The organism is Pseudomonas sp. N40(2020) (assembly GCF_014472415.1).
Lineage (GTDB): Bacteria > Pseudomonadota > Gammaproteobacteria > Pseudomonadales > Pseudomonadaceae > Aquipseudomonas.
Map to the genome: position 1 here is coordinate 114,543 of NZ_JACSZV010000008.1, position 21,379 is coordinate 135,921.

The following is a 21,379-nucleotide window of genomic DNA, read 5'->3' on the forward strand; positions in this document are numbered from 1 at the left end:
CTGAAAGAAATGTTGTACAGAGATAACTCTCTGTACAGGTATAGATTCGAGGTGCTTATGTCCGAAGCTTCCCAGCTCAAACCCAAGATAGCCATCAGCGCCTGCCTGCTGGGCGCCGAGGTGCGCTACAACGGTGGACACAAGGAATCGCGACTGTGCAGCCGCACTCTCGCTGAACACTTCGAGTTCGTCCCGGTATGCCCGGAAGTCGCCATCGGCCTGGGCATTCCCCGCGAGCCGATTCGTCTGGTAGGCAATCCTGAAAGCCCCGAAGCCATCGGCACCGTCAACCCGACGATCAACGTTACCGCGCCACTGGCTGAGTACGGCGAGAAAATGGCCGCCGAACTCGGTGATCTCTGCGGCTATATCTTCATGCAGCAATCGCCGTCCTGCGGGCTGGAACGGGTCAAGGTCTATCACGCCAATGGCGCTCCGGTGAACGGCGGCGGTCGCGGTATTTACGCCCAGGCCTTCTGCGCGCAGCACCCGGACTTGCCGGTGGAAGAAGCCGGACGCTTGAACGACCCGGTGCTACGGGAAAACTTCATCACCCGCGTCCTCGCCTACAGCGCCTGGCAGCAAGTACTGGCCCAGGGTTTGAGCCGTCGCGCCCTCACCGAATTTCACTCGCGCTACAAATACCTGCTGATGGCCCATAACCCGGTGCAATACAAAACGCTGGGCAACATGCTCGGCAACATGGGCCACAGCGACCCTGCGGAACTGGGGCCACGCTATTTCAGCGAGCTGATGGCTGCGTTGAAAAAGTGCGCGACCCGGCGCACCCATAGCAACGTCTTGCAGCACATCAGTGGTTATCTGAAGCAGGCGATCAGCGCCGCAGACAAACAGGAAATGCAGCACGTGATCGGCCAGTACCGCCACGGCATCGTACCGCTGGTGGTACCGCTGACACTGCTCAAACATCACTTTCGCCAACATCCGGATCCGTACATTGCGCAACAGGTTTACCTGCAACCGCATCCGGAAAATCTCAGCCTGCGAAACGCTATCTAATGAATGAAAAACCCGATTCAAGCGCCCAGGAAGACCTCGGCGCCGACTTCAAGAAAGCCCTCGACGAAGGTTGGCTGCCGATCCGCGAAGTGGCGCGCCAGACCGGCGTCAATGCGATCACGCTGCGTGCGTGGGAGCGTCGTTATGGACTCGTCATCCCGCAACGCACACCGAAGGGCCATCGGCTGTATTCGGCCGAGCACGTACAACGCATCCTGACCATCCTCACCTGGCTCAACCGCGGCGTCGCGGTCAGCCAGGTCAAGCCGCTGCTCGACACGCCGCAGGCATTCAGCGAACCGGTGGAAAACGACTGGCAACGGTTGCGCCAGACCCTGCTCGCAGCCGTTACGCAACTCGATGAACGCACCGTCGACGACAGCGTCAATCAAGCGATGGCGCTCTACCCGCCGCGCACATTGTGCGAGCAATTGCTGATGCCGCTGCTGGAAGAACTGGAACAGCGCTGGCAGGGCCAGTTCGGCGCGCAGATGGAACGCGTGTTCTTTTATTCGTGGCTACGCAGCAAATTCGGCGCACGCATCTACCATAACAATCATCAACTGCACGCTGCGCCCCTGTTGCTGATCAACCATTCCGACCTGCCACTGGAACCTCATCTGTGGCTATGCGCTTGGCTGATCAGCAGCGCCAATTGCCCTGTGCAAGTGTTTGACTGGCCGTTACCGGCCGGGGAGCTGGCACTGACGGTCGAACATCTGCAAGCCCGTGGCGTACTGCTGTATTCCAGCAAAGCCATGCAGCTTGCGCAGTTGCCGAAACTGTTGGCTGGCGTGAGTTGCACGAAAATGATTGTCGGACCAACGGTATGCATCCACCACGCCGAGTTGTCCGTAAAAACCTCAGAAACTGCTGATTTGTACCTGGCTGAAGATGCGCTTTCGGCGCACCAGGCCCTCGTTCAGCATGGGCTGATTTAATGAGCGCGGCGAATACCGACATGCAATTGATCTGGCTGCGCAGCGACTTGCGCCAACACGACAACACTGCCCTCGCGGCGGCCGCAGCGCGCGGTCCGACGGTCGCGGTGTATCTGTTGAGCCCACAGCAGTGGCAAGAACATGACGACGCGCCGTGCAAAGTCGACTTCTGGCTGCGCAATCTGAATGAGCTGAGTAAAAGTCTCGGTGCCCTGAACATTCCGTTGTTGATTCGCACGGCGGCGCACTGGGATCAGGCGCCGGCGGAGCTGCTCAAACTCTGTCGGCAATTGGACATCGAAGCGGTGCACGTCAACGAGGAATATGGCATCCACGAAAGCCGCCGTGATGCAGCCGTGGCCGAGGCATTGCAGGCCGAAGGTATCGATTTTCGCAGTTACCTCGATCAATTGCTGTTCAAGCCCGGCACCGTGCTGACCAAGACCGGAACCTACTTTCAGGTATTCAGCCAGTTTCGCAAGGTCTGTTACGAGCGCCTGCATCGCGCGATGCCGGCGCTGGTAAAAGTCCCCGGCAAACAGTCGCCATTGAACATCGACAGTGATCCGATTCCTGCGTCCGTCAAAGGCTTCGCCACACCAAGCGAGTCACTGCGTGACCTGTGGCCTGCCGGCGAACAAGAGGCCCGTCGCCGTCTCGATACCTTCGCCGACGCCCAAATCGATTACTACAAAAGCGAGCGCGACTTCCCGGCCAAGCCCGGCACCAGTCAGCTGTCCGCGTACCTGGCCGCCGGTGTGATCTCGCCGCGCCAATGTCTGCACGCCGCCCTGCAAAGCAATCAGGGCGAGTTCGAAAGCGGCAAAGTCGGCGCCGTTACCTGGATCAACGAGTTGCTGTGGCGCGAGTTCTACAAACACATTCTGGTGGGTTATCCACGGGTCTCGCGCCACCGCGCGTTCCGTCCGGAAACCGAAGCACTGGCCTGGCGCAATGCGCCGGATGACCTCGCCGCATGGCAAGAGGCGCGTACCGGCCTGCCGATCATCGATGCCGCCATGCGCCAATTGCTCGAAACCGGCTGGATGCACAATCGCCTGCGCATGGTGGTCGCAATGTTCCTGACCAAGAACCTGCTGATCGACTGGCGCGAAGGCGAGCGCTTTTTCATGCGGCATTTGATTGATGGGGATCTGGCCGCAAACAACGGCGGCTGGCAATGGAGCTCGTCGACGGGCACCGATTCGGCGCCGTATTTCCGCATTTTCAATCCACTGAGCCAGTCGGAAAAATTCGACAGCGAAGGCTTGTTCATCAAGCACTGGCTGCCGGAACTGGCCGGCCTCGACAAAAAAGCTGTGCATAACCCGGCCAGTGCCGGCGGATTGTTCGGTGTGGCGGATTACCCAACGCCAATCGTCAATCTGAGTGCCTCGCGGGAGCGGGCGCTGACCGCGTTCAAAAATCTGCCCTCGCGCCAACCGGCCGGAGGCGATCATGAGTGAATTCCTGCGCCGCTTCGCCCGCCAGTTTGCCGAATTGAACTCAGACAACCTGCACCGTTTGGGCGAGCTGTACAGCGATGACGTCCAGTTCACCGACCCGCTGCACGAAGTACAGGGGTTGGCGCAATTGCGTGATTACTTCAGTGAGCTGTACGCCAACGTCAGCGAGCTGCGTTTCGACTTCCACGGTTTCGACCAGATCAGCGACGGTGAAGGCTACCTGCGCTGGGTCATGAGCTATCGCCATCCACGCCTGGCCGGGGGCCGGGTGATCCGGGTAAGCGGTTGCTCGCACCTGCTTTGGCGCGACAAGGTTTATCGCCATCGGGATTATTTCGATGCCGGGGCGTTGCTCTATGAACACTTGCCAGTATTGGGCCGGGTGATCGCCTGGCTGAAAAGGAGAATGGGATGAGTCGTACACCTCCACGGCGTTATTGGCTGACCGGTGCCAGCAGTGGCATCGGCGCGGCACTGGCTGAGGACATTCTGAAAAGCGGTGCGCATCTGGCGGTCAGCTCACGCCAGGTCGCCCCACTCAAGGTCTTGTCACAACGCTATCCGGGACAAGTGCTGGTGGTGCCCGGAGACCTGACCAACAGCCAGACGGTCCGGGAAATCGGCGAACAGATTAACGAGGCCTGGGGCTCACTGGACACGGTGATCCTCAATGCCGGCACCTGTGAATATGTCGACGCCCGGCAGTTCGACGCCTCCATTGTCGAGCACGTGGTGCGCACCAATCTGCTCGCCAGCGCTTACTGCATCGAAGCCGCCCTGCCCTTGCTGCGCAAAGGCACCGCGCCGCATCTGGTCGGGGTGGCGAGTTCCGTGACTTACATGCCGCTGCCAAGGGCCGAAGCCTACGGCGCGTCCAAAGCAGGGCTGCGTTATCTGTTCGAATCGTTGCGCATTGATCTGGCGGATGAGGGCATTGAAGTCACCGTGGTCAGTCCGGGTTTCGTCGAAACTCCGCTGACCGCGAAGAACGATTTTCCGATGCCGCTCAGTTGGCCTGTGGATAAAGCCGCGCGGCACATCTTCGCCAAACTCAAGGATCGACCACTGGAGATCGCTTTCCCGGCGCTGTTCATGGCGGCGCTGTGGCCCTTGTCGAAATTGCCTGCCCGCCTGCAACTGGCAATCGGCAAACGCATGGTGCGCAAATCACCGCCGCTGCGTGATCCAGTATGAAGGTCGCTATCGTCGGCAGCGGGATCGCGGGGCTGACCTGCGCCTATCTGCTCAATCGTCGCCATGACGTCACCGTGTTCGAGGCCGGCGACTGGGTCGGCGGTCACACGCACACGGTGCAGGTGACGGTCGACGAACGTCAGTACGCGGTCGACACCGGTTTCATCGTGTTCAACGACTGGACCTACCCCAACTTCATCCGTTTGCTCGATCAGCTCGGGGTGACGTCCAGCCCTACTGAAATGAGCTTTTCGGTGACCGATCCGGATAGCGGTCTGGAATACAACGGCAACAACCTCAACAGCCTGTTCGCCCAGCGGCGCAATCTGTTGTCGCCGGGGTTCTGGGGCATGCTGCGCGACATCCTGCGCTTTAACAAAGAAGCCCAGCGCGACCTTGCCGAACAGCGCATCGCGGCCGACATGACACTGGATGATTACCTCAAGGCCGGCGGTTATGGCGAGCGCTTCATCCTGCACTACATCGTGCCGATGGGCGCGGCAATCTGGTCGATGCCGATGGCCGAGATGCTCAATTTTCCGCTGCAGTTCTTTGTGCGGTTCTTCAAGAATCATGGCCTGCTGTCAGTCAGTGACCGCCCGCAATGGCGGGTGATCGACGGGGGTTCCAGCGCCTACATCGCGCCGCTGACCGAATCGTTCAAGGACAGGATCCGCCTGAACTGCCCGGTGAGCCGAGTCGATCGCGACGAACACGGCGTGGTTATCCACAGCCCGGCGGGCATCGAGCATTTCGACAAAGTGGTGTTCGCCTGCCACAGCGATCAGGCCTTGCAACTGCTGGCGACCCCGAGCGACGCCGAACGGGCGATTCTCGGCGCCATGCCCTACGCCGACAACGAAGTCGTGCTGCACACCGATACGCGTCTACTGCCGACACGCAAACTCGCTTGGGCCAGCTGGAATTATCGCTTGAGCGGTGCCGGCCATACCCACGCGGCCGTCACTTACGACATGAACATCCTGCAAGGGATTGAGAGCGACACCACGTTCTGCGTCAGCCTCAACCAGAGTGCCGGCATCAGTCCGTTCAAGGTGCTCGCCAAATACACCTATGCCCACCCGCAGTTCAGCCTCACAGCGGTAGCCGCGCAGAACCGCTGGGCCGAACTGGACGGCGTGCAGAACACCCATTACTGCGGTGCCTACTGGGCCAACGGTTTCCATGAGGACGGTGTGGTCAGCGGCTTGCGCGTGGCCGCCGCGTTCGGTGAAACCTTATGAACAGCGCCCTCTACAGCGGCTGGATCGGCCACCGACGTTTTGCGCCGCGCCGGCATGAGTTTCGTTACCGGATTGGTCTGCTGTATCTGGATCTGGCCGAGCAGGACGCGGTGCTGGGTTTATCGCCACTGGCGGGACGCAGTCGATTTGCGCCGTTCTCCTTCCGCGAGACGGACTACCTGAAAACCTTCACCGGTCGGGGCGTTCGCCTTATCGATGCTGTGCGCCAGCGGGTCGCTGAGGCTATCGGGTATGAGCCACAGGGTTCGATCTGCCTGCTGACCCAGCCTCGCAGTTGGGGCCTTTCGTTCAACCCGGTGAGTTTTTTTTATTGCCATGAACCTGACGGGCAACTTGCGGCCATTCTTTGCGAAGTCACCAACACCCCGTGGCGCGAGCGTTATCACTACGTACTGCCCGCCAGCCCCCGGGTGAACCTGCACGACTTTCATCAACATTTCGCCGTGGCCAAAGCCTTTCACGTTTCGCCTTTTCTGCCGCGCGATCTGGAATACCGTATGAGTTTCAGCCCCGCCGCGCAAAGCCTCGGCGTGCACATGGCGGACTGGCAGGGCGAACACAAATTGTTCGACGCCACCCTCAGCCTGAAACGCGAAACACTCGACCGGCCAAACTTGCATCGCTATTTGCGGCGTTTTCCATGGATGACGGCAAAAACAGCTCTGGCGATTTACTGGCAGGCACTGCGCCTGTTGCTCAAGCGTGCACCGATCTTCACTCACAAGGCTGCTGACGGCAGCTTTCAAACCGCCACCGTGCTTCCCAAGGAGCGCCGCCATGAAATCCTCTAGCGTCTCGGCCAAAGCCAATCTGTTCAGCACCAATGGCGTGACCGGCTCGCTCCTGCGCCGTGGCGTTTTGCGCCTGCTGGGTCAGCTCAAACACGGGCAACTGGTGGTCATCGAGGATGGCGAACGTCTGCTGTTCGGCACCCCTGGCAGCACATTGCTTGGGGAAATTCATGTCCAGGATAAGGCTGTCTGGGGAATGGTCGCCAGCAACGGTTCGATTGGCGCTGGCGAAGCGTTTATCCACGGTTACTGGAGTTCGCCCGACCTGACTGCGGTGGTGCGGGTGTTCGTCAGCAACCTTGAAGTACTCGATGCAATGGAGGGCGGTTTGGCTCGCCTCGGGCGACCGTTGGTGCAGGGCTTGCACTGGCTCAATCGCAATACGCGCAAAGGCTCGCAGAAGAACATCGCCGCCCACTACGATCTGGGCAACGATCTGTTCGAACAGTTTCTCGACCCGACCATGATGTATTCGGCGGCGCAGTTCCTCACTCCCGAAGACAGTCTGGAACAGGCGCAACTGAACAAACTGGAGCGCATCTGCCAGAAGCTCGCGCTCAAGCCCGAGGACCACCTGCTGGAAATCGGCACAGGCTGGGGCAGCATGGCGCTCTACGCGGCGCAGAACTATGGCTGCCGGGTAACCACCACCACGTTGTCGAAAGAGCAGTACGCCTTTACCGCTCAGCGCATCGAAAAGCTGGGCTTGCAGGATCAAGTCACCTTGTTGCTCAAGGACTACCGCGACCTCACCGGCGAGTACGACAAACTGGTATCGATCGAGATGATCGAAGCGGTCGGCCATCGCTTCCTGCCCACCTATTTCAAACAATGCGCGCACCTGCTCAAGAGCAACGGCCTGATGCTGATTCAAGCAATCACCATTCGCGAACAGCGCTACGAGCAGGCCAAACGCGGGGTCGACTTTATCCAGCGCTACATCTTCCCTGGCGGCGCCTTGCCGTCTGTGCAGAAGATGCTCGAGGTGGTCAGTCGCGAAACCGACATGAACCTGCTGCACATGGAGGACTTCGGCCTGCACTACGCCAAAACCCTGCGCCTGTGGCACGAGAACTTTCGCCGCGCCCACAGTCGCTTGAGCGAGTTGGGCTACGACGATTACTTCCTCAGACTGTGGGAGTTTTACCTGTGCTATTGCGAGGGCGGATTCCTCGAACGCACCATCGGCACCGCGCAGTTGTTGCTGGCCAAACCGGCCGCCATGCCCGCGCCGCTGCTCGGCCGCTTCGATGCTTGAGCGGATCGCCAATGCCGTGCTGTTCCAGCTCGGCTGGCTGGTCTGTGTGCTCGGCGGCAACAGCCTGTGGTTGCTGCTGGCGTTGGCGGTGCTGGTGATTCATCTGCGCTGGATCAGCAGTTGGGCGGCTGAAGGCCGTTTGATGCTCAGTGTGGTGATCGTCGGCACGGCGGTGGACAGCGTCTTGCGTGCCCTCGGGGTGTTCGAGTTTCAGGATCAGTCACCGTTGATTCCGCTGTGGCTGATGTTGCTGTGGGCCTTGCTCGCCACGACCTTGCGTCATTGCCTTGAGTGGACTGCCAGGCCATGGTGGCTGGCCAGCGCGCTCGGCGCGGTCGGCGGTGCAATGTCTTACTACGGTGGCGGGCGCCTGGCCGGGGTGCAATTCCCCTACGGCGAGTTACCGACACTGATCGGCATCGGCCTGCTCTGGGCGCTGCTGTTTCCGCTGCTGCACATCATGGCCCGACGCTTGAGTCACTGAGCGTCCGTCAGAGCTTTCACACACTCAGCAAGCTCTGCCTTACACTGCCGGCCATGAAAACCATTCCTCACCAGCAAATCACCGAACCGGCGGTCACCTGTTCGACTTGCGCAGCCTGCTGCTGCCAGCTCGAAGTGATGCTGATCACCGACACGGGCGTGCCTGATCGTTTTATCGATACCGATGAATGGGGCGGCGAAGTGATGCTGCGTCTGGACGACGGCTGGTGTGCGGCGCTGGACCGCGACACGATGATGTGCACGATTTACGAGAAGCGCCCGCTGATCTGCCGCGAGTTCGAGATGGGTGCACCGGAGTGCATCGAAGAACGCCAGGGTATCGCCACAGCCTACCGCTGATTAAAAGCGAAAAGATCGCAGCCTGCATGGGATTGTGTTTTTCCCTGTAGGAGCTGCCGAAGGCTGCGATCTTTTGATTTTGCTTACAACGGCAACGTGTAATGCAGCGAGTAGCTTTCTACACCGTCGTTGTCACTGGCAAGACCGGCGTTGGAATAGTGCGTCGCGCGGATCCCGACTTCATGCCCGCCATTGAAGCGCAGACCAAACCCGAGACGGTCTTCGAACTGGAAGGAGCCGCCGAGATTGTTCGATTCGTATTTGGTATTGGAGAACGCCGCCACACCGATCCCCGCCTCGATATAGGGCTTGACCGACTGGCCGGCAAACTCGTAAACAAATACCGGCGAGAACGACAGGCTGTTGTTGCTGGAGGTCTTGTCACCTTCCCAGTAGGTGTAAGCACCGCTCCAGTAACCGGTAAGGCGACCAACGTCGCTCTGCAGCCAGCTCTTGTCCCAGTCGAAATTCATCCCCAGGCGATAGGCCATGGTCGAATCGCTGGTAGCACCGACGGCGAATTCAACGCCGGCAGCTTGTGCAGTAATACTTTGCCCCATCAACGCGGCCGCAATCGCGGCCAGGCAGAATAGTCGCTTCACTTTGAAACTTCCTTTTCCGGAACGATCGTTTGGTTTTTTAGGTAACTCATCGCTATAGAAGCTAGCGCTTAAACAGAAGTTCAGCCGATGTTTCGGTTATTTCACAATTTTTTTACAAACTGAAGTTTTGTACATCACCCACTGCTTGCCCCAGCATTGGCAGGATGTTTTTAAAGTGCTGCGGATCATCGCTGGTCCAGAATCTGACCGATCGGTTCGGTCCTTCGGCGAGCAGATCACGCTCGGCCAAAAGACGTTGAAGTTGCCGCGCCACGGCGGCGCCGGTATCGATCAGGCTGATGGTCTCGGGGATCATCGACTTGAGCATCGGCTTGAGGAAGGGATAGTGCGTGCAACCAAGAATAATCGTGTCGCAACCGTTGGCCAGCAGCGGATCGACATAGCTTTGCAGCAACTGGCGCAACTCGGCGCTGTGCAGATCACCGCTCTCGATCAGCTCGACCAGGCCCGGGCACGGTTGAGTGATCACGCGCACATCGGTGGCAAAGCGGTCGAGTAAAGCGGCGAACTTGGCGCTCTGCAACGTACCCGTGGTGGCAAGTACACCGACTACGCCGCTGCGGGTCGCAGCGGCCGCCGGCTTCACCGCCGGCTCCATGCCAACGATCGGCCAGTCGGGAAAATCACCGCGCAGATCGGCAGCCGCCGCCACTGTCGCGGTATTGCAGGCGACCACCAAAGCCTTGGCGCCCTGCTCGCGAAAAAAACCGGCCATCACGCTGCAACGCTGGCGGATGAACTCCGGGGTTTTCTCGCCGTACGGAATGTGCCCGCAATCGGCGAAGTACAGCAGCGATTCATTGGGCAACAAGCGCTGGATTTCTGCCAGCACCGACAAACCGCCGACACCGGAATCGAACACGCCGACCGGCGCCTCACGCATGACGCAACCCACAGACGCTGCAACCCGGATCACGCTTGACCCGCAACTCGCGGAAACGCGAACCCAAGGCATCGATCAACAGCAAGCGGCCCACCAGCGGCTCACCGAAGCCGACCAACACTTTCAACGCTTCAAGCGCCTGAAGGCTGCCGACCAACCCCACCAACGGCCCGACCACACCAGCCTCGCTGCAGGTCAGTTCGGCTTCGCTGCCATGCCCGTACAAACAGTGATAGCAAGGGCTCTCGGGGCGACGCGGGTCGAACACCGACAGTTGCCCTTCAAGACGAATGGCGGCGCCGCTGACCAAGGGTTTGGTCGCGGCCACGCACGCAGCGTTAACCGCTTCGCGCGTGGAAAAATTATCCGAACAGTCGAGTACCAGATCCACCGCCGCAACGGCAGCGGCGAGAGAGTCCTCGTCGAGCGCCTGACGATGCGGCACCAGTTGAATCTCGGGATTGATCGCACTCAAGCGCTTTAGCGCCGAGTCGACCTTGCTCATGCCGACGCTGTCGGTGTCGTGAATGATCTGGCGTTGCAGGTTGGTCAGATCGACTGTATCGAAGTCCGCCAGATGCAGTTCGCCGACACCGGATGCCGCCAGATACAGCGCAACCGGTGCGCCAAGACCACCGAGGCCGACGATCAGGACGCGACTGTCCTTGAGCTTCAGTTGCCCATCGATATCGATGTGTTGCAGCAGAATCTGCCGGCTGTAGCGCAGCAACTCCTGATCATTCAGCACGGCAGGCGTCCCAGACTGATGCGTTGATGGCCGCCCAGATCGGTGCGGCTGTGGACTTCTTCGAAACCGCGAGTGTTCAACAGATCGCGCACGGCTTCGGCTTGATCATAGCCGTGCTCGAGCATTACCCAGCCGCCGGCCTGAAGATGATCAGGGGCCTGGGCAACGATCAGGCGCAGATCGTCGAGCCCATCCTCACCGGCCACCAGCGCACTCGCCGGCTCGAAGCGCACATCGCCTTCGACCAGGTGTGGATCGGCGGCGGCAATGTACGGCGGGTTGCTGATGATCAGATCAAAACGCTGACCTTCCAGAGCGCTGAACCAGTGACTGCTCAGCACCGTGGCGTTGTTCAAGTGCAGACGCTGGCGATTGCGCTCGGCCAGTGCCACCGCTTCCAGCACGCGATCCACGGCGGTGACTTGCCATGCCGGACGCTCACTGGCCAGAGCCAGGGCAATCGCGCCGCTGCCGGTGCCGAGGTCGAGCACTTTGGCCGGGGTCGCTGGCAGCAATTCCAGCGCCGCTTCCACCAGCAGTTCCGTGTCAGGCCGGGGAATCAGCGTGTGCGGCGCGACTTCCAGATCGAGTTTCCAGAATCCTTGCTGGCCGAGAATGTAGGCCACCGGCTCGCCGCCACGACGGCGTTGCAGGTATTCGGCAAAGGTCAGCGCGGCTTCCGTCGGCACGATGCGCTCGGGCCAGGTATGCAGGAAACTGCGCGACTTGCCCAGCGCGGCCGCGAGGAGCAATTCGGCATCGAGACGTGCGGTAGGTGAGTCCGGCAGTTCGGCGGCACGCAACAGGCTGGCAATGATGGTCATTTATTCACCTATCGCAGCGAGTTGGTCAGCCTGGTATTCGGCCAGCAAAGGCTCGATCACCGCGTCAACGCCACCGGCGAGAACGTCATCAAGAGAGTACAGGGTCAGGTTGACGCGATGGTCAGTGACCCGGCCCTGGGCAAAGTTGTAGGTGCGAATCCGCTCGGAACGGTCACCGGAGCCGACCAGCAATTTACGCTCGCTGGCGATGGCATTGGCCGCCGCGGCGGTTTGCTGATCGTTGAGTTTGGCCGACAGCCACGCCATCGCCCGCGCACGGTTCTTGTGCTGGGAACGCTCTTCCTGACACTCGACGACGGTGCCGGTCGGTATGTGCGTGATGCGGATCGCCGAGTCGGTCGTGTTGACGTGCTGACCACCGGCCCCGGAGGAGCGGTAAGTGTCGACACGCAAATCCGCCGGGTTGATCTCGATGGCTTCGCGCTCGTCCGGCTCGGGCAACACCGCTACGGTGCAGGCCGAGGTGTGGATACGTCCCTGGGATTCGGTGGCGGGTACACGCTGTACGCGGTGCGCGCCGGATTCGAATTTCAGCTTGCCGTAAACGTTGTCGCCTTCAATACGAGCGATGACTTCTTTATAGCCGCCGTGCTCGCCTTCGTTTTCCGAAAGGATCTCCACACGCCAGCCACGGCGTTCGGCGTAACGCGAGTACATGCGGAACAGGTCGCCGGAGAAAATCGCCGCCTCGTCGCCACCGGTGCCGGCGCGGATTTCGAGAAACACGTTGCGCCCGTCGTTGGGGTCTTTGGGCAGCAACATGCGCTGCAGATCGCCTTCCAGCGTGATCAGCAATTCTTTGGCTTCACGGACTTCTTCCACGGCCATTTCACGCATGTCCGGGTCGCTGTCCTTGAGCAGCGCCTGAGCGCCTTCAAGATCGCTTTGTACGCTGAGCAGCTTTTTATAGGCGTGTACGATCGGCTCGAGTTCGGCGTATTCCTTGGAATAAGCGCGAAACCTGCCCTGATCGGAAATGACTTCGCCGTCGCCGAGCAACGCGGTCAGTTCCTCGAAACGGTCCTGGAGGATGTCCAGTTTATTGAGCAGTGACGCTTTCATTGCGGTTTTTTATCCGAAAAGCTATCCGGTGAGCCCTCGAGGGCAAAGAGTTCCTGGGCCATGGCCAGCGCATCGAGGCGGCCTTCGGCAGAAAGCTTTTTCAGTTGCACGCTGGGTGCATGCAACAGTTTATTGGTCAGGCCACGGGCCAATTGCCCCAGCACATCTTCAGCGTTGCCGCCGTTGGCCAGCAGACGCAGGGCTTTTTGCAGCTCTTCGTCGCGCAAGCGTTCGCTCTGTTGACGATAGGCCTTGAGCACATCGACCGCCGCCAGCTCACGCAGGCGCACCATGAAATCGTCGGCACCGACCGAGACCATCTCTTCAGCCGCTTGCGCTGCGCCTTGGCGGCTCTTGAGATTCTCGGCGACCACTTCGTGGAGATCGTCGACGCTATACAGGTAAACGTCGTCCAACTCGCCGACTTCCGGTTCGATATCCCGGGGAACAGCGATGTCGACCATGAAGATCGGTTTGTGCTTGCGCAGCTTCAATGCGCTCTCGACGGCTCCCTTGCCGAGAATCGGCAACTGACTGGCCGTCGAACTGATGACGATGTCGCTGCGCACCAGTTCGGCCGGGATGTCCGAGAGCAACACCGCGTGGGCGCCGAACTGCTCGGCCAACAGGCTGGCACGCTCAAGCGTACGGTTGGCGACAACGATGCGTTTGACCCCCAGCTCGTGCAGATGGCGGGCGACCAGGGTGATGGTCTCGCCGGCGCCGATCAGCAAGGCCTGGCTGCGTTGCAAATCACTGAAAATCTGTTTCGCCAGGCTGACCGCGGCAAACGCCACGGACACCGGGTTTTCACCGATGGCGGTGTCGGTACGCACCTGCTTGGCGGCATTGAAGGTTGCCTGGAACAGCCGCCCCAGCAGCGGCCCGATGGTGCCGGCCTCGCGAGCCACGGCGTAGGCCGACTTCATCTGGCCGAGAATCTGCGGTTCGCCCAGCACCAGCGAGTCGAGCCCGGAGGCGACGCGCATCATGTGACGAACTGCCGCATCATCTTCATGCACATAAGCACTCGCGCGCAGCTCATCGAGGCTTAAATGGTGATAATCGGCCAGCCAGCGCAGCACGATATCCGCAGAAAGCTGATCCTGTTCTATATAAAGCTCACTGCGATTGCAGGTGGAGAGGATCGCAGCTTCGCGGCTGTCGGTCATTCGGCAGAGCTGCTGCAAGGCCTCAACCAGTTGCTCAGGGGTAAAGGCCACGCGCTCGCGGACGTCTACTGAAGCAGTCTTGTGGTTAATACCGAGTGCAAGGAAGGCCATTCAAGGTCGCTGATGGTGACGTGAAGCCGGCAATTGTCCACCTTCGTCAGATTCAGAACAACTACCGCTGACTATTGTCCCAATTGTCCGCCCCTATAATGGGCACAATTGAGACTCGGTTATGTTTGGCCGAAGGCTTGTGTCATGATGATCCGACCGCAGGTTAGTCGTCCTCTTCCTATATGAATAGATCTTCCGCGTTGCTCCTTGCTTTTGTCTTCCTCAGCGGCTGCCAAGCCTTGGCCCCCGTTGCGCCGAACGGTACGCCGTCGGTAGAAGACACCACGCCCGCCCCTGAAAAGCCCAAGGTTTACAGCTCGTTCAGCGAAGAAACCGTGTTCAGCCTGCTGAGCGCCGAACTCGCTGGCCAGCGCAATCGTTTCGACCTTGCCCTGGACAACTACGTGACCCAGGCCATCAACACTCAGGATCCGGGCGTCTCCGAGCGTGCGTTCCGCATCGCCGAGTACCTTGGCGCCGATCAACCGGCCCTCGATACCGCGCTGATCTGGGCGAAAAACGCCCCGGACGATCTCGAAGCGCAACGCGCCGCCGCCGTGCAACTGGCACGCGCCGGGCGTTACGACGACTCGATGGTCTATATGGAGAAAGTCCTGCAAGGCAAGGGCGATACCCATTTCGATTTCCTCGCACTGTCGGCGGCCGATACTGATCAGGAAACCCGCAACGGCCTGATGAAAAGTTTCGACCGTTTGTTGCAGCGTCACCCGAACAACAGTCAGCTGATTTTCGGCAAGGCCCTGCTCATGCAGCAGGATGGCGACAACAAAGCGGCACTGGCCCTGCTCGAAGACAATCCGCCTGAAGACGGCGAAATCGCCCCGATCCTGCTGCGCGCACGTCTTCTCCAGCTCCTGAACCGTGGCGACGAAGCCCTGCCGCTGCTGAAAAAGAACATCAAGAAATACCCGGACGACAAGCGTCTGCGCCTGACTTACGCGCGCATGCTGGTTGAACAGGACCGGATGGACGACGCCAAGGCCGAGTTCTCCGGCCTCGTTCAGCAATACCCGGAAGACGACGAACTGCGTTACTCGCTGGCGCTGGTGTGCCTGGAAGCCAAGGCCTGGGACGAGGCCAAGGGGTATCTGGAAGACCTGATCGCCCGTGAAAGCCATGTCGATTCGGCGCACCTTAACCTCGGTCGTATCGCCGAAGAGCGCAATGACCCGCAAGGCGCACTGATCGAATACGCCCAGGTCGGCCCGGGCAATGACTATCTGCCCGCGCAGTTGCGTCAGGCCGACATTCTGATGAACAACGGCAAAACCGCCGAAGCACAAAGCAAACTGGCGGCCGAGCGTGACGAACAACCCGATTACGCGATCCAGTTGTACCTGATCGAGTCGGAAACCCTGTCGGCCAACAAACAGGAAGACAAGGCCATGAAAGTCTTGCAGCAAGCCTTGCTGCAATACCCGGACGATCTGAATCTGCTGTACACCCGCGCCATGCTTGCGGAAAAGCGCAACGATCTGGCGCAGATGGAAAAAGACCTGCGCCTGATCATCAAGCGCGATCCGGACAATGCCATGGCGCTGAACGCGCTGGGCTACACCCTGTCCGACCGCACCACCCGCTACGCTGAAGCCAAGACGCTGATCGAGCAGGCGCACCAGATCAACCCGGAAGACCCGGCAGTACTCGACAGCCTCGGCTGGGTGAATTACCGCTTGGGCAACCTGGACGACGCCGAGAAATATCTGCGTCAGGCGCTGGAGCGTTTCCCTGATCACGAAGTCGCCGCACATCTGGGCGAAGTCCTGTGGACCAAGGGCAATCAGCGCGAAGCCAAACAAATCTGGGGCAAATTCCTCAAGGATCAGCCCGACAGCACCATTCTGCGCAGCACCATCAAGCGCCTGACCGGATCCGAGACTCTTTAATGTTTTTGCGCCACGTTATTGTTTTCAGCTTCATCGCCCTGCTCGCCGGTTGCGCGGGCTTCGGCGCTCGCGAATCGGTCGAAGGCCACGGCAGTCCGGCTCAATGGGCCGCGAACAAACAGCAACTGACCGGCCTTGACGGCTGGCAGATCGACGGCAAGATCGGCATCCGCGCCCCGAAAGACTCGGGCAGCGGCACGCTGTTCTGGCTGCAGCGTCAGGACTATTACGACATTCGACTCTCCGGCCCGCTGGGTCGTGGTGCGGCACGCTTGACCGGGCGTCCGGGCAAGGTGTCGCTGGAGGTCGCCAATCAGGGTCGCTATGAATCGCAGTCGCCGGAAACGCTGCTGGAAGAGCAGCTTGGCTGGAAACTGCCAGTGTCGAACCTCGCCTGGTGGGTGCGTGGCCTGCCGGCGCCGGAAAGCAAAAGCCGTCTGAGTCTGGATGCCGACAGCCGCCTGGCCAACCTTGAACAGGATGGCTGGAAAGTCGAATACACCGCCTACACCGAACAAAATGGTTACTGGTTGCCCGAGCGCATCAAACTGCACGGCACTGACCTGGACGTGACGCTGGTGATCAAGACCTGGCAGCCGCGCAAACTGGGGCAATAAGCATGAGCGCTGCACGCCTGACTCTGCCGTCGCCGGCCAAACTCAATCTGATGCTGCACATTCTTGGTCGCCGTGAAGACGGTTATCACGAGTTGCAGACGCTGTTTCAGTTTGTCGATTACGGCGACGAAATCACTTTTGCCGTTCGCGATGACGGTGTGATTCAACTGCACACCGAATTCGCAGGCGTGCCCCAGGACAGCAACCTGATCGTGCGCGCGGCGAAGATGTTGCAGGAACAATCCGGTTGTTCTCTTGGCATCGACATCTGGATCGACAAAGTGCTGCCCATGGGCGGCGGCATTGGTGGCGGCAGTTCCAACGCGGCGACAACCCTGCTCGGTCTCAATCATCTGTGGCAGTTGTGCTGGGATGAAGATCGACTCGCCGCACTGGGCTTGGCGCTTGGCGCTGATGTTCCGGTTTTCGTCCGTGGCCACGCAGCGTTTGCCGAGGGCGTAGGTGAAAAACTCACCCCGGTCGATCCCGAAGAACCGTGGTATCTCGTGCTTGTGCCGCAAGTCGCTGTAAGTACGGCAGAAATTTTTTCCGATCCTTTGTTGACACGCAACACGCCGCCCATTAAAGTGCGCCCCGTTCCCGAGGGAAACAGTCGAAATGACTGCTTGCCGGTGGTTGCAAGGCGTTACCCAGAAGTACGTAACGCATTGGATTTGTTAGGTAAATTTACCGAAGCAAAGCTCACCGGAACTGGAAGTTGTGTGTTTGGGGGCTTCCCAAGCAAAGCTGAAGCTGATAAAGTCTCGGCCCTTCTGACAGAGACCCTTACAGGGTTTGTAGCAAAAGGAAGCAACGTTTCGATGTTGCATCGCAAGCTGCAAAGTCTGCTCTAAAGGAACCAAGTGCTCGGCACTTGATGCAACAGATACAGGGGCGTCGCCAAGCGGTAAGGCAGCAGGTTTTGATCCTGCCATGCGTTGGTTCGAATCCAGCCGCCCCTGCCATTTTCTATACTCATCCAGGTTACCCTCAGCCTCTAGGTACTGCGCGTGTCCAAGATGATGGTCTTTACGGGGAACGCTAACCCCGATCTGGCTCGGCGTGTTGTACGTCAGCTGCATATCCCTCTCGGTGACATCTCTGTCGGTAAGTTCTCCGACGGCGAAATTACTGCCGAGATCAATGAAAACGTTCGCGGTAAAGACGTTTTCATTATTCAGCCGACTTGCGCTCCGACCAACGATAACCTGATGGAACTGGTAGTGATGGCTGATGCCTTCCGCCGCTCCTCGGCTACTCGTATCACTGCTGTTATTCCTTATTTTGGTTATGCCCGTCAGGATCGCCGTCCGCGTTCCGCACGTGTGGCTATCAGCGCGAAAGTCGTCGCTGACATGCTTACCGTAGTCGGCATCGACCGTGTTCTCACGGTTGATCTGCATGCTGACCAGATTCAGGGTTTCTTCGATATTCCGGTAGATAACATCTACGGCTCCCCGGTTCTGGTGGATGACATTGAAGATCAGCGCTTCGAAAACCTGATGATCGTATCGCCGGATATTGGTGGCGTCGTGCGTGCACGTGCTGTTGCCAAGTCGCTGGGTGTGGATCTCGGGATCATCGACAAACGCCGTGAGAAAGCCAATCACTCTGAAGTGATGCATATCATCGGTGATGTCGAAGGGCGTACCTGCATTCTGGTCGATGACATGGTCGATACCGCCGGCACTCTGTGCCACGCGGCCAAGGCCCTGAAAGAGCATGGCGCAGCCAAGGTCTTTGCCTACTGCACACACCCTGTGCTGTCGGGTCGGGCCATCGAGAATATCGAAAATTCCGTGCTGGACGAGCTGGTGGTGACTAACACCATCCCGCTGTCCGCTGCAGCACAAGCCTGTGCACGTATCCGTCAACTGGATATTGCACCGGTAGTTGCCGAAGCGGTTCGCCGCATCAGCAATGAAGAATCGATCAGCGCGATGTTCCGCTAAGGGCCCTGCCCTTCTCGAAATGTCTCGTTGACGAAAAGCGCCCCGCCCCGGCATTCCTGTCGGGGCGGGGCTTTTTTGCCCATACCGTGTTAGGCGCTGGTCGCAAACGCCGCTCGGTCATGGCTATTTTGGAGATACAAAATGAACGATTTTACTCTGAATGCTGAAGTGCGTTCCGACCTGGGGAAAGGTGCGAGCCGCCGCCTGCGTCGTCTCGCCGCTCTGGTTCCAGCTGTTGTTTACGGTGGCGAAAAAGCCCCTGAATCCATCAGCATGCTGGCCAAAGAAGTTGCCAAACTGCTCGAAAACGAAGCGGCTTACAGCCACATCATCGAGCTGAACGTTGGTGGCACCAAGCAGAACGTCATCATCAAAGCTCTGCAACGTCACCCGTCGAAAGGCCACGTTCTGCACGCTGACTTCGTACGCGTTGTAGCAGGTCAGAAACTGACCGCTATCGTGCCTGTACACTTTGTTGGTGAAGAAGCTCCAGTGAAGAAAGGCGGCGAAATCTCGCACGTTACTTCGGAAATCGAAGTGACCTGCCTGCCGAAAGATCTGCCTGAGTTCATCGAAGTCGACCTGTCGAAAGCAGAAATCGGCACCATCATTCACCTGTCGGACCTCAAAGCTCCTAAAGGTGTTGAGTTCGTTGCTCTGGCACACGGCGATGACAAGGCTGTTGCCAACGTCCACGCTCCACGTGTTGCTCCAGAAGCTACCGAAGAAGGCGCAGCAGAGTAATTCACTCTGTAACGCCTGAGTGAGCAGGTAACATCGCGGACTGGAACGTAGCGAGAAAGCGGGCGAGAACGCGGAGTTTACATTCATGGTAAATGAGCAATTTTCGTCCACTTTCGCCGCTTTCCCTGATCGCGGCGATGTTATCCACCACTCCAAGGAAGGGCCCCTATCGTGACTGCCATCAAACTGATCGTTGGCCTGGGAAATCCAGGCGCCGAATACGAACAGACCCGGCATAACGCAGGGGCCCTTTTTGTTGAGCGCATCGCCCACGCACAGAATGTGAATCTTGTGGCCGATCGCAAATATTTCGGCCTGACCGGGCGCTATTCGCACCAGGGTCAGGATGTTCGTCTGCTGATTCCCACCACCTACATGAACCGCAGCGGCCAGGCCGTGGCGGCACTCGCAGGTTTCTTCCGCATCAAGCCTGAAGAAATCCTGGTGGCGCACGACGAACTCGATCTGCCTCCGGGCGTTGCCAAGCTCAAGCAGGGCGGCGGCCATGGCGGTCACAACGGGTTGCGCGACATCATCGCGCAACTGGGTAATCAGAATACTTTCTACCGCCTGCGGCTTGGCATCGGCCACCCGGGCGTCGCCAGTATGGTTTCAAATTTCGTCCTGGGTCGTGCGCCACGCGCCGAACAGGAAAAACTCGATGCCAGCATCGACTTTGCCCTCGGCGTGCTGCCGGATATCCTCGCCGGTGAATGGAACCGCGCGATGAAAAACCTGCACAGCCAGAAGGCCTGACTCTACTCCGAGGGGAAACACCATGGGATTCAATTGCGGCATCGTCGGCCTGCCTAACGTCGGCAAGTCCACCCTGTTCAACGCCCTGACCAAATCCGGTATCGCGGCCGAGAACTTCCCCTTCTGCACCATCGAGCCGAACAGCGGCATCGTGCCGATGCCGGACCCGCGTCTGGAAGCACTGGCAGCCATCGTCAATCCAAAGCGCATCCTGCCGACCACCATGGAATTCGTCGACATCGCGGGCCTTGTAGCTGGCGCTTCGAAAGGTGAAGGCCTGGGCAACAAGTTCCTGGCCAACATCCGTGAAACCGATGCCATCGCTCACGTCGTGCGCTGCTTCGAAGACGAAAACGTAATCCACGTTTCCAACAGCGTCGACCCGAAACGCGACATCGAAATCATCGACCTGGAACTGATCTTCGCCGACCTCGACAGCTGCGAGAAGCAACTGCAGAAAGTCGCACGCAACGCCAAGGGTGGTGACAAGGACGCAGTGGTTCAGAAAGCTCTGCTGGAGCAACTGATCGCACACTTCACCGAAGGCAAGCCTGCGCGCAGCCTGATGAAGAACATGAGCACTGACGAAAAGGCAGTCATCAAAGGCTTCCACCTGCTGACCACCAAACCGGTCATGTATATCGCCAACGTTGCTGAAGACGGTTTCGAGAACAACCCGCACCTGGACGTGGTCAAGGCCATTGCCGAAGAAGAAGGCGCCATGGTGGTTCCGGTCTGCAACAAGATCGAAGCGGAAATCGCCGAGCTGGATGACGGCGAAGAGAAGGACATGTTCCTCGAGGCCCTGGGTCTGGAAGAGCCTGGCCTGAACCGCGTGATCCGCGCCGGTTACGAAATGCTGCACCTGCAGACCTACTTCACCGCCGGTGTCGAAGAAGTCCGCGCCTGGACCGTCAAAGTCGGTGCCACCGCACCTCAGGCTGCCGGCGTGATCCACACCGACTTCGAAAAAGGCTTCATCCGCGCCGAAGTCATCGCCTACAACGACTTCATCCAGTACAAGGGCGAAGCCGGCACCAAAGAAGCCGGTAAATGGCGTCTGGAAGGCAAGGACTACATCGTCAAAGACGGCGACGTGATGCACTTCCGTTTCAACGTGTAAGCGACACGCCCAAGAAAAAGCCGCGTTTGATACGCGGCTTTTTTGTGCCTGACATAAT

At 59.2% G+C, this 21,379-nt stretch carries 23 protein-coding genes and 1 tRNA gene; 18 read left to right on the forward strand and 6 right to left on the reverse strand.

All coding sequences use genetic code 11. The annotated features are described in order from the left end of the window. The first annotated feature begins 57 nt into the window (after window positions 1-57). The 10 genes from IAI51_RS08445 to IAI51_RS08490 are packed head-to-tail and all read left to right on the forward strand — an operon-like array spanning window position 58 to window position 8,778. The gene (locus tag IAI51_RS08445; RefSeq protein WP_187678040.1) at window positions 58-1,020 is read left to right on the forward strand and encodes a YbgA family protein; all 963 of its coding nucleotides are present in this window, start codon (window positions 58-60) and stop codon (window positions 1,018-1,020) included. Continuing rightward, complete coding sequence (locus tag IAI51_RS08450; RefSeq protein ID WP_187678041.1) at window positions 1,020-1,961, forward strand: MerR family transcriptional regulator; 942 nt, start codon at window positions 1,020-1,022, stop codon at window positions 1,959-1,961. Before IAI51_RS08445 ends, IAI51_RS08450 begins: the two co-directional genes overlap by 1 nt. A gap of 20 nt (window positions 1,962-1,981) precedes the next feature. Further along, window positions 1,982-3,427: a deoxyribodipyrimidine photo-lyase gene (phrB, locus tag IAI51_RS08455; RefSeq protein WP_187678083.1), complete on the forward strand. Its 1,446-nt coding sequence runs from the start codon at window positions 1,982-1,984 to the stop codon at window positions 3,425-3,427. Then, window positions 3,420-3,842, forward strand: coding sequence for a nuclear transport factor 2 family protein (locus IAI51_RS08460; RefSeq protein ID WP_187678042.1), 423 nt, complete (start codon window positions 3,420-3,422; stop codon window positions 3,840-3,842). The genes phrB and IAI51_RS08460 overlap by 8 nt, the downstream gene beginning before the upstream one ends. After that, a complete protein-coding gene (locus tag IAI51_RS08465; RefSeq protein ID WP_187678043.1) occupies window positions 3,839-4,621 on the forward strand; it encodes an SDR family NAD(P)-dependent oxidoreductase in 783 nt (260 codons plus the stop codon). The genes IAI51_RS08460 and IAI51_RS08465 overlap by 4 nt, the downstream gene beginning before the upstream one ends. Further along, window positions 4,618-5,865, forward strand: coding sequence for an NAD(P)/FAD-dependent oxidoreductase (locus IAI51_RS08470; protein WP_187678044.1), 1,248 nt, complete (start codon window positions 4,618-4,620; stop codon window positions 5,863-5,865). Before IAI51_RS08465 ends, IAI51_RS08470 begins: the two co-directional genes overlap by 4 nt. After that, a complete protein-coding gene (locus IAI51_RS08475; protein WP_187678045.1) occupies window positions 5,862-6,677 on the forward strand; it encodes a DUF1365 domain-containing protein in 816 nt (271 codons plus the stop codon). Before IAI51_RS08470 ends, IAI51_RS08475 begins: the two co-directional genes overlap by 4 nt. Next, a complete protein-coding gene (locus tag IAI51_RS08480) occupies window positions 6,664-7,935 on the forward strand; it encodes an SAM-dependent methyltransferase (protein WP_187678046.1) in 1,272 nt (423 codons plus the stop codon). The genes IAI51_RS08475 and IAI51_RS08480 overlap by 14 nt, the downstream gene beginning before the upstream one ends. Further along, on the forward strand, window positions 7,928-8,419 hold the full coding sequence (locus IAI51_RS08485) for a DUF2878 domain-containing protein (protein WP_187678047.1): 492 nt from the start codon (window positions 7,928-7,930) through the stop codon (window positions 8,417-8,419). The genes IAI51_RS08480 and IAI51_RS08485 overlap by 8 nt, the downstream gene beginning before the upstream one ends. Before the next feature lie 53 nt (window positions 8,420-8,472). Beyond that, entirely contained in the window at window positions 8,473-8,778 is a 306-nt protein-coding gene (locus IAI51_RS08490; protein ID WP_187678048.1) for a YkgJ family cysteine cluster protein, read from the forward strand. A gap of 83 nt (window positions 8,779-8,861) precedes the next feature. Here the strand turns inward: IAI51_RS08490 and IAI51_RS08495 are convergent, their stop codons facing one another. The 6 genes from IAI51_RS08495 to hemA form a co-directional block, all read right to left on the reverse strand. Beyond that, window positions 8,862-9,380 carry an acyloxyacyl hydrolase gene (locus tag IAI51_RS08495; RefSeq protein ID WP_187678049.1) on the reverse strand — a complete coding sequence of 173 codons (519 nt, stop codon included), beginning with the start codon at window positions 9,378-9,380 and terminating at the stop codon, window positions 8,862-8,864. Window positions 9,381-9,492: 112 nt separating this feature from the next. Beyond that, the gene (gene murI, locus IAI51_RS08500; protein WP_187678050.1) at window positions 9,493-10,284 is read right to left on the reverse strand and encodes a glutamate racemase; all 792 of its coding nucleotides are present in this window, start codon (window positions 10,282-10,284) and stop codon (window positions 9,493-9,495) included. Further along, window positions 10,277-11,032 (reverse strand): molybdopterin-synthase adenylyltransferase MoeB, encoded by a 756-nt coding sequence (locus IAI51_RS08505; protein ID WP_187678051.1) that lies wholly within the window; start codon window positions 11,030-11,032, stop codon window positions 10,277-10,279. Before IAI51_RS08505 ends, murI begins: the two co-directional genes overlap by 8 nt. Further along, entirely contained in the window at window positions 11,026-11,856 is an 831-nt protein-coding gene (gene prmC / locus IAI51_RS08510; RefSeq protein WP_187678052.1) for a peptide chain release factor N(5)-glutamine methyltransferase, read from the reverse strand. The genes IAI51_RS08505 and prmC overlap by 7 nt, the downstream gene beginning before the upstream one ends. Beyond that, the gene (prfA, locus tag IAI51_RS08515; RefSeq protein ID WP_187678053.1) at window positions 11,857-12,939 is read right to left on the reverse strand and encodes a peptide chain release factor 1; all 1,083 of its coding nucleotides are present in this window, start codon (window positions 12,937-12,939) and stop codon (window positions 11,857-11,859) included. Beyond that, window positions 12,936-14,222 (reverse strand): glutamyl-tRNA reductase, encoded by a 1,287-nt coding sequence (gene hemA / locus IAI51_RS08520; protein ID WP_187678054.1) that lies wholly within the window; start codon window positions 14,220-14,222, stop codon window positions 12,936-12,938. Before hemA ends, prfA begins: the two co-directional genes overlap by 4 nt. A gap of 182 nt (window positions 14,223-14,404) precedes the next feature. Between hemA and IAI51_RS08525 the strand changes: the two genes are divergently transcribed. From IAI51_RS08525 to ychF, 8 genes are all read left to right on the forward strand, one after another. Further along, window positions 14,405-16,129, forward strand: coding sequence for a tetratricopeptide repeat protein (locus IAI51_RS08525; RefSeq protein ID WP_187678055.1), 1,725 nt, complete (start codon window positions 14,405-14,407; stop codon window positions 16,127-16,129). Then, a complete protein-coding gene (gene lolB, locus IAI51_RS08530) occupies window positions 16,129-16,746 on the forward strand; it encodes a lipoprotein insertase outer membrane protein LolB (protein WP_187678056.1) in 618 nt (205 codons plus the stop codon). The genes IAI51_RS08525 and lolB overlap by 1 nt, the downstream gene beginning before the upstream one ends. 2 nt (window positions 16,747-16,748) lie before the next feature. After that, complete coding sequence (gene ispE, locus IAI51_RS08535) at window positions 16,749-17,600, forward strand: 4-(cytidine 5'-diphospho)-2-C-methyl-D-erythritol kinase (RefSeq protein ID WP_187678057.1); 852 nt, start codon at window positions 16,749-16,751, stop codon at window positions 17,598-17,600. A 36-nt stretch (window positions 17,601-17,636) separates the two neighbouring features. Beyond that, window positions 17,637-17,711, forward strand: a tRNA-Gln gene (locus IAI51_RS08540). Window positions 17,712-17,756: 45 nt separating this feature from the next. Continuing rightward, complete coding sequence (locus IAI51_RS08545) at window positions 17,757-18,698, forward strand: ribose-phosphate pyrophosphokinase (protein WP_003171603.1); 942 nt, start codon at window positions 17,757-17,759, stop codon at window positions 18,696-18,698. A 141-nt stretch (window positions 18,699-18,839) separates the two neighbouring features. Next, on the forward strand, window positions 18,840-19,442 hold the full coding sequence (locus IAI51_RS08550) for a 50S ribosomal protein L25/general stress protein Ctc (protein WP_187678058.1): 603 nt from the start codon (window positions 18,840-18,842) through the stop codon (window positions 19,440-19,442). 171 nt (window positions 19,443-19,613) lie between these two features. Continuing rightward, window positions 19,614-20,198: an aminoacyl-tRNA hydrolase gene (gene pth, locus IAI51_RS08555; RefSeq protein ID WP_016773203.1), complete on the forward strand. Its 585-nt coding sequence runs from the start codon at window positions 19,614-19,616 to the stop codon at window positions 20,196-20,198. 22 nt (window positions 20,199-20,220) lie between these two features. After that, window positions 20,221-21,321, forward strand: a complete 1,101-nt coding sequence (ychF, locus tag IAI51_RS08560) for a redox-regulated ATPase YchF (protein WP_187678059.1) — start codon at window positions 20,221-20,223, stop codon at window positions 21,319-21,321. Window positions 21,322-21,379 lie beyond the last annotated feature (58 nt).

Coding starts and splice junctions, on each gene's coding strand:
- IAI51_RS08475 (WP_187678045.1), top strand. CDS start 5,862: ATGAACAGCGCCCTCTACAGCGGCTGGATCGGCCACCGACGTTTTGCG.
- murI (WP_187678050.1), bottom strand. CDS start 10,284: ATGCGTGAGGCGCCGGTCGGCGTGTTCGATTCCGGTGTCGGCGGTTTG.
- IAI51_RS08525 (WP_187678055.1), top strand. CDS start 14,405: ATGAATAGATCTTCCGCGTTGCTCCTTGCTTTTGTCTTCCTCAGCGGC.
- IAI51_RS08450 (WP_187678041.1), top strand. CDS start 1,020: ATGAATGAAAAACCCGATTCAAGCGCCCAGGAAGACCTCGGCGCCGAC.
- hemA (WP_187678054.1), bottom strand. CDS start 14,222: ATGGCCTTCCTTGCACTCGGTATTAACCACAAGACTGCTTCAGTAGAC.
- ispE (WP_187678057.1), top strand. CDS start 16,749: ATGAGCGCTGCACGCCTGACTCTGCCGTCGCCGGCCAAACTCAATCTG.
- prmC (WP_187678052.1), bottom strand. CDS start 11,856: ATGACCATCATTGCCAGCCTGTTGCGTGCCGCCGAACTGCCGGACTCA.
- IAI51_RS08470 (WP_187678044.1), top strand. CDS start 4,618: ATGAAGGTCGCTATCGTCGGCAGCGGGATCGCGGGGCTGACCTGCGCC.
- IAI51_RS08485 (WP_187678047.1), top strand. CDS start 7,928: ATGCTTGAGCGGATCGCCAATGCCGTGCTGTTCCAGCTCGGCTGGCTG.
- IAI51_RS08480 (WP_187678046.1), top strand. CDS start 6,664: ATGAAATCCTCTAGCGTCTCGGCCAAAGCCAATCTGTTCAGCACCAAT.
- IAI51_RS08460 (WP_187678042.1), top strand. CDS start 3,420: ATGAGTGAATTCCTGCGCCGCTTCGCCCGCCAGTTTGCCGAATTGAAC.
- prfA (WP_187678053.1), bottom strand. CDS start 12,939: ATGAAAGCGTCACTGCTCAATAAACTGGACATCCTCCAGGACCGTTTC.
- lolB (WP_187678056.1), top strand. CDS start 16,129: ATGTTTTTGCGCCACGTTATTGTTTTCAGCTTCATCGCCCTGCTCGCC.
- IAI51_RS08550 (WP_187678058.1), top strand. CDS start 18,840: ATGAACGATTTTACTCTGAATGCTGAAGTGCGTTCCGACCTGGGGAAA.
- IAI51_RS08465 (WP_187678043.1), top strand. CDS start 3,839: ATGAGTCGTACACCTCCACGGCGTTATTGGCTGACCGGTGCCAGCAGT.
- phrB (WP_187678083.1), top strand. CDS start 1,982: ATGCAATTGATCTGGCTGCGCAGCGACTTGCGCCAACACGACAACACT.
- IAI51_RS08490 (WP_187678048.1), top strand. CDS start 8,473: ATGAAAACCATTCCTCACCAGCAAATCACCGAACCGGCGGTCACCTGT.
- ychF (WP_187678059.1), top strand. CDS start 20,221: ATGGGATTCAATTGCGGCATCGTCGGCCTGCCTAACGTCGGCAAGTCC.
- IAI51_RS08445 (WP_187678040.1), top strand. CDS start 58: ATGTCCGAAGCTTCCCAGCTCAAACCCAAGATAGCCATCAGCGCCTGC.